This window comes from Dactylosporangium sucinum (assembly GCF_014647515.1).
GTDB classification, from domain to species: domain Bacteria; phylum Actinomycetota; class Actinomycetes; order Mycobacteriales; family Micromonosporaceae; genus Dactylosporangium; species Dactylosporangium sucinum.
On the sequence record NZ_BMPI01000178.1, the window covers coordinates 1 to 1,550 of the forward strand.

The 1,550-nt window shown below is 68.0% G+C and carries 2 protein-coding genes; both read right to left on the bottom strand.

From position 1 onward, the window contains the following. On the bottom strand, positions 1-1,126 hold a 1,126-nt coding region (locus IEZ31_RS60025), incomplete at its 3' end, for an FAD-dependent oxidoreductase (protein WP_190255357.1). Between the two features lie 43 nt (positions 1,127-1,169). After that, positions 1,170-1,550, bottom strand: a 381-nt coding sequence (locus IEZ31_RS60030) for a YybH family protein (RefSeq protein WP_229836373.1), incomplete at its 5' end; no start/stop codon positions are given.

Genomic DNA, 1,550 nt, shown 5'->3' on the forward strand with positions numbered 1-1,550 from the left:
CCTCGGGATCGGTGTAGGTGCAGTGGGGAATGACGAGTTCCCGTGCCGGGCGATGCGCTCCATCCAGCGCGTTCGCGATGCAGAGCCGTGCTGTCGCGTTGGCCGCGTGCGTGAACTTCTGCGGGAAGGTTGCATCGCCGGCGGCATAGATGTCGGGGTTGCTGGTGCGCAGGTATGCATCTACCTGCACGCCGTCTCTGGCGACGTGTACTCCTGCCGCGTCCAGGTCCAGGTGCTCGACGTTCGCCTTGCGGCCGGTGCCGAGCAGCAGCGCATCATAGGACAGCTCGCGCGTCTCGTCGGGGCCTTGCACCAGCAACCGGCCGGCGCCCGCCCGTACTGCCCTGAACCCGAGATGGAGCCTGATCCCCTCCTGTTCGAACCGGCGACGGATCAGCTCACCGACCTCCGGCTCATCATGGGGCAGCAGGGTTCTGGGGTGGCTGACCAGGTCGACCTCGCTGCCGAGACGGCGGAAGGCCTGGGCCAGCTCGCATCCCAGCGGGCCGCTGCCGATGACGACCAGCCTGGCTGGCAGTTCGGTCAGTGCGAAGACGGTCTCGTTGGTCAGGTACTCGCCGGTGCGCAGTCCCTCGATGGGGGGCACCACGGGGACCGATCCGGTGGCGATCACAGCCTTCCGAAACCGCAGCGGCTGGCCCTCGACCTCCACGGCGTTCGGCGCGGTGAAGCGCGTGTGCCCGAGGTAGACCTCCACCCCGGCCTGCTCGGCCATCTCGACCGCATCGCCTGAGCTGCTCAGGGAACGCATCTTGCGGACCCGATCCATGACCGCGCCGAAATCGGTGTGGGGTGGGGCGTCGAGCCGGAAGCCGAACTCGGCCCCGCGGCTGGCATCGTGTACCGCGCGTGCGCAGCGAATCAGCGCCTTGCTCGGCGTGCAGCCAAAGTTGACACAGGTGCCCCCGGTCAGTCGCTGCTCAGTCATCGCGACGCGGTGCCCGTCTCCGGCAGCTGTCGTGGCGGCGGTGAGGCCGCCCGGTCCGCCGCCGAGCACCACCAGGTCGTAGTCACCACCGTCGCGGTTGACCCAGTCAGGTGGGTGGCCCTGGCGGATCGTCCGCTGGTTGTGAACGTCGTCGGGGTACAGCTTGATAGTCGTCATGGCGCATCCTCCGTTCGCCGAGAGCTGCCGTGACGCACCCGTGTCAGGCGGGCTGTCGCACCGCCGTCCCGAGACGATTGTCGATCAGGTACCGCCAGCGGCCATCCGCGCCGCGGCGCGCGACATCGCTTGCCGTGCCTTCGACGTGCACGTGCTTGCCGTCGGAACCGGTGCCGTCAATTGACCAGTCCACCACGATCTCGGCGATGTCGCCGGCAACGAACACGTGGCGCGCCTTGGCCTCCAGCGGCAGGCCGAGACTGAGATCGCGCTCGAGTTCGGCAGCGATCTCGGCGCGATCAGTGACGGTCCGCCCGTCGTCCGCGATGAGCACGGCTCCTTCGTACAAGGTCATCATCTCGCTGACCTTGCCGGAGTTGAATCGCTCAATCAGCGACGGGATGACGCCTTCGGGTCCGGTGGG